Origin of the sequence: Stutzerimonas stutzeri (assembly GCF_000935215.1) — a bacterium.
Classification (GTDB): Bacteria; Pseudomonadota; Gammaproteobacteria; order Pseudomonadales; family Pseudomonadaceae; genus Stutzerimonas.
In genome coordinates this window covers 1-5,008 of the sequence record NZ_JXXD01000085.1, presented here as the reverse complement: position 1 = coordinate 5,008, position 5,008 = coordinate 1, and the positions used below count along the sequence as shown (strand labels likewise).

Genomic DNA, 5,008 nt, shown 5'->3' with positions numbered 1-5,008 from the left:
AGAACATCGAGCACGACCAGAAGATCCGCGTCGGCCACGAGCGCCATGACACCGTCGAGGCCAACAGCTATAGCGAATTCCGCGCCGAGGAGCACCTGACCATTGCCGGCGACCGCAAGGTCGAAGTCAAACCCGACGACGACCTCACTGTCGGCCAGACCCAGCACATCAAGCTCGGCACTGCCCATCTGACCAAGGCCGGCCGCGAGATCCACCTCAAGGCCGGGCAGAAAATGGTCATCGAAGCCGGCATCGAACTGACCCTCAAGGCCGGCGGCAGCTTCATCAAGCTCGACCCGGGCGGCATCACCGTCTCCGGCCCGCTGGCACGAATAAACGCCGGCGGCTCGCCGGGCAAGGGCTCGGGGATCAAGATCAAATCACCGGTGCTGCCGGGAATGGCCGATAGCGACAAGGCCGGAAGCCTACTGGAGCAGGCAATGCCGGCTGAGGCGGACAGCCTGCTCAGCAAACGCAAGCGCTCGCTCAATTTTTCAGGCTAAGAAAAGGACAGAGCCGGCTGCCCCGCCGGCTCGAACGCAAGGATGCATCGAACATGAACCAATCCAACCCGATCAGCTGGGCATACCCGTTTCCTGGCAAGGACAGCAGCAACAATCCGCTGCAGCTGCTTACGCATATGGCCCAGGCCAAGGGCGGGTTCTACCCCACCGGCGAGAACGGCTTATGGCATGGTGGCGTCCACTTCGACGAAGGCACGGCCGCTGCATTCGACCAGTCGAGCGTGCGCTGTATCGCCGACGGCGAGGTGATTGCCTACCGCATCGACGAGCGCTACCCAGTCAGCGAATTCACCGACGACATTCCCCTGGTCAAAAGTGCACCCTTTTCCACGGGGTTCGTTCTGGTCAAGCACAGCCTGCAGCCGCCGCCACTGAAGAACGCTGACGGCAGCATCGTCGAAGGACAAACTCCTCCAAGCCTCACTCTCTACAGCCTGTATATGCACCTGCTGGATTGGGCGGGCTACCAAGCGCAACCGGACCTGCCGCGCCCCACCTTTTGGGAAACCAAACGCTACACCGTGAATACGCAGCAGGATGGGCTGAGCGTCCGTTCCGGACCGAGCAAGAACACCACCAAGCTGTCGGAGCTGCCCAAGGGTGCCGAGATCACCATCGGTAGAGCGGAAGGCGAATTCAGCAAGCTGGTGAGTCTGATCAGCGGGGCCGCACAACCCGCCCTATCAGCTGACGACGAGGGGCACCTACCCGGCTATGTATCCACCAGCTTGCTCAAACCGCACAGCGAGCCAGCGGAATACGACAAGGTAGTCGTTCTCGACAGCGGGTGGCCGATCAAGGCGGGTGAACTTATTGGCCATCCCGGCCTGTACCAGAACCTCGACAGCGCCGCTCAGCACATGGTCCATGTCGAGCTGTTCAGCTGCGATGATGTACCTGCGTTCATTGCCCAGAGCCGCGCCTGGGCCTCCCGCTTGCCAGACGACCAGAAAACCCTGCTCAAGGTCTATAAAGGTGCGAGCAAACTGATTCCGCACCGGAGCGACATCAATGCCGAGAATCCGCCCAAACTGGACGACGATGGCACGCTGATCGGCGTCGACCTGATCATTCCGCAGTCCTTGCTGGATGGGCTCCCCGCTTCGAGAAAGATCCAGGTCAAGGATGGCGCTGACAACGCCATGCACTGGTGGCGGCTGGACGGCCTGTTCGCCGACGCCAACGGCAATCCCATCGACGGCTGGCTCGCCGAACAGGAGCTGATCACTACTCGTCACAGCCCTTGGGAATGGGAAGGCTTCCAGTGCATCGAGGAAACCGGAACGCCCATCGAAAAGCTCGCCTACGCCTTCAATGCCAGAGGCCTGCTAAGCGCAGACGAACAGCACAACTACCGGGCGCAGATCAGCAAAGCCGATGGCGGCCCAATCGTAACGCTCGCTCGACTCTACGATATCGCCGATACCGACAAGGATGGCGTATTGACCAGCGCTGAAATCCAAGCAGCGCTGACCAGGCCTTGGCACGCTCAATTGCTCGGGCAATTGATCATCAAGTACGAAAGTGAGTGGCTTTGGAACAAAGGAAAATGGGATGAGCTTGACCCGTTACTAGAGGAAGAAGCTGGAAAGCCGAATTTTATTTGGGGGGTTGAAAAGCAGCGGATCGAGAAACTAAGTTGGTGGGCTGATATAGCTGAGAAGCACGCAGTCCGGGCGGATGGAATGGCTTGGCATTTGAACCCAACCAGGATTGTGAGCCTACTCCGCCAGGATGAAAGCACTGACTGTGGATGTAACTTAGGGAAAATATTTTCCTGTGTCCGCTTCAAAGGGCAAAGCGCGACAATTTATGGCCCGCTATACGCCGGCTCAATTGACTTACAAAGCTACGCTAATTGGCACGAAACTGTAGCTACAGGCATCGTCACTGAAGAGGAAAAAAATATATTCATTGCTATGTCTCCCAACGAGGGAAAAATCGATTCGCTACAGTCTTACGACAGCGAAATACTTACTGCAGGCGCCATGCAAAAAACGATAAACCTGTACGGCGCAGGAGAATTCCCTATTCAGGTTTTTGATTTTAAAGAGCGCCAACCTCAACTCTATAAAGAATTATTCGAAAACTGTGGATGGTCAGTAGAAGGCCCTCGCACAGCTGCGAGAATTTACTATAAGCACCAAAGCCTCACAAAAGGCGACAACTACACTGGTGCCGAACTTAAACGACTACTACGCGAAGGATTTAACGAAACTGCTTTCTCTCGAAAACAGAAAATTGGTTCCATTCCTTTAAGCTCAATCCTAAAAGCAATAACCCATGAGAAATTCCAAGAACAACAAGTCTTGGACTTTGCAAAACGCCTCAAAAACGAGGTAATGGAGATTAAGCCTTTCGGCTCCGGATTTAAACTTAAGGACTATCTAAAATCACCCCTCGGAAAAGCGACGGTACTTGACCACCATATCAACCGTCCAGGCTATGTAAGTCGCGATTTTGGTGCTGCGTTACAGCGTTTCTTTGACAGGAATCCAAGTGCCGCCCAAGAACCAAGTAACTGGGGCGACAACCATGAAAAATATGAACATTCGATTCTAAACGATTATGGAAACACGAGAAGAATGGCTATAGTAAATGGCCAGAGCGTTGCACCAATCAGATATCAACACCTTAAGGACAAGCTATGAGATTGATGAGCATGAAAATCTTACTAGCATTATTTATTTATTTCACTGCAGCTCATATTACGGCTTGGGCTGAAGCTCAATCGGTGCTGAAGGCACACGGCGGTGAAGTGATTTTTGCTGATCCCGAAAATGGCTTTTGGCGTAGCGTGTATTTTTTGAAAAATGGAAGCCATTACAAATTATTCCCCAAAGAGCAAGCCTACTTTGATGCAAGCCTACCTTCTGATTTTTCTGACGGCAGCAGATATCTAAAGATTGAAAAAACCATCCGTGGAGGTATTGAAGGAAGCGCTCTGGAAGAGGATTACGATCGTGCTTATTGCGCCTTCGTTGAAATGGCGAGCGGTTGTATCGTACGACAGGAAACAGGCTCATTCTGCGGGGGACAATGGGCGCTCAGTAACGATGCTTGGTTATGGGCTGGCGAAGGGGTATCTATTGACCAGCGCGATCAAAACACGGCGTCAAAGAATTCTGACATGGAAGCGCTCGCAGAAATTAATGGGGACGCAAATTTGCACCTTTGCAATCCATCGAGCCCATGATTTGAAGGGCGGTTGCAGGACCTGTGTGCAACACTGTTTATTGAATTTAAGCTGAAGCATAATGCTGCATAGCCATGGCTTTCTGCATTACGTGGCCCATGATTCCGATAGTACACTTGAAGTCGAGGCGCTTACGCGAACGAATGTTCAGCTTCAGGGCGAAGGCATCCTGCTCTTCCTAGCTGTGGACCGACAGATCTGTGCCCTTGGACAGGTACTGGCGGATTAGGCCGTTTATAGTCTCCAAGCCGGCCATATCATTTGATACCGCCGGATGGTTCTGGGCGAAAAACGATCTGCTTAGAATTGCAGACAGTAACAATGTAGAAGAAATTACCAGACGAATTCGTGGTGATGGGCCACGTATAGGATTACAAGTTCCACTGAGCGCGCAGAGCAGCTGGCGTACAATCCAAAGCTAGCAGCACTCGCATCCGGCTACTACTGGGCTAAGCTGAAACCTAACTTAAATGCAGGCGCTGATAGCGATGACTTATTCTGGGCGGTTGCAGGAGCTGAGTGCAACACGGTCATTGAATTGAAGCTGGAGCATCATGCCGCATAGCCATGGCCTTCTGCATCACCTCACCCATAACTTCGATGGGGCACTTGAAGTCGAAGCGCTTACGCGGCCGCATGTTCAGTTGCAGTGCAATAGCGTCGAGTTCTTCTTGGCTGTGTACCGACAAGTCCGTGCCCTTGGGCAGGTACTGGCGGATCAGGCCATTGATGTTTTCGTTGCTGCCGCGTTGCCAAGGGCTATGCGGATCGCAGAAGTAAATCGCCACCCCGGTCTGCTGGGTGATTTCAGCATGCCGCGCCATTTCTCGGCCCTGGTCGTAGGTCATGCTCTTGCGCATCGCCAGCGGCATGCCATTGAGCGCTGCACTGAAGCCTTCCATCGCCGAGGTCGCCGTCGCGTCGTTCATCTTTACCAGCATCAGGTAGCCACTGGTGCGCTCTACCAGCGTGCCTACAGACGAGGCGTTGGCCTTGCCCTTGATCAGATCGCCTTCCCAATGCCCTGGCATCAGTCGGTCTTCGATCTCCGGTGGGCGCACATGGATGCTGACCATCTCGGGGATCTGGCCACGCCGATCCACGCCGCCAGAGCGCGGCCGGCGCGTCGTCTTACTTTGGCGCAGGCAGATGATCAGCTCCTTACGCAGCTCGCCGACCGGCAAGGCATAGATGGCGTTATAGATCGTCTCGCGACAGACGTATACATCTCTGAGGCTGGGAATGTTCATGCTGCGCAGCTTGCCGGCAATCTGCTCGGGAGACAAAC

Annotated in this window: 4 protein-coding genes and 1 pseudogene; 3 read left to right on the top strand and 2 right to left on the bottom strand. The window is 54.2% G+C overall.

Features of this window, described 5'->3' with window-relative positions:
* From LO50_RS10005 to LO50_RS24670, 3 genes are all read left to right on the top strand, one after another.
* A partial coding sequence (locus tag LO50_RS10005; protein WP_044314884.1) for a bacteriophage T4 gp5 trimerisation domain-containing protein occupies positions 1-503 on the top strand: 503 nt, incomplete at its 5' end.
* 53 nt (positions 504-556) lie between these two features.
* Entirely contained in the window at positions 557-3,175 is a 2,619-nt protein-coding gene (locus LO50_RS25355) for an SH3 domain-containing protein (RefSeq protein WP_236690576.1), read from the top strand.
* Positions 3,176-3,186: 11 nt separating this feature from the next.
* Positions 3,187-3,720 (top strand): hypothetical protein, encoded by a 534-nt coding sequence (locus LO50_RS24670; RefSeq protein WP_152623966.1) that lies wholly within the window; start codon positions 3,187-3,189, stop codon positions 3,718-3,720.
* A gap of 46 nt (positions 3,721-3,766) precedes the next feature.
* Here LO50_RS24670 and LO50_RS24665 read toward each other — a convergent pair.
* Together LO50_RS24665 and LO50_RS09995 are read right to left on the bottom strand one after the other, a co-directional pair.
* Positions 3,767-3,964 (bottom strand): annotated as a pseudogene (locus LO50_RS24665) (IS30 family transposase); the annotation flags it as partial.
* 286 nt (positions 3,965-4,250) lie between these two features.
* On the bottom strand, positions 4,251-5,008 hold a 758-nt coding region (locus LO50_RS09995; protein WP_044314883.1), incomplete at its 5' end, for an IS30-like element ISPa59 family transposase.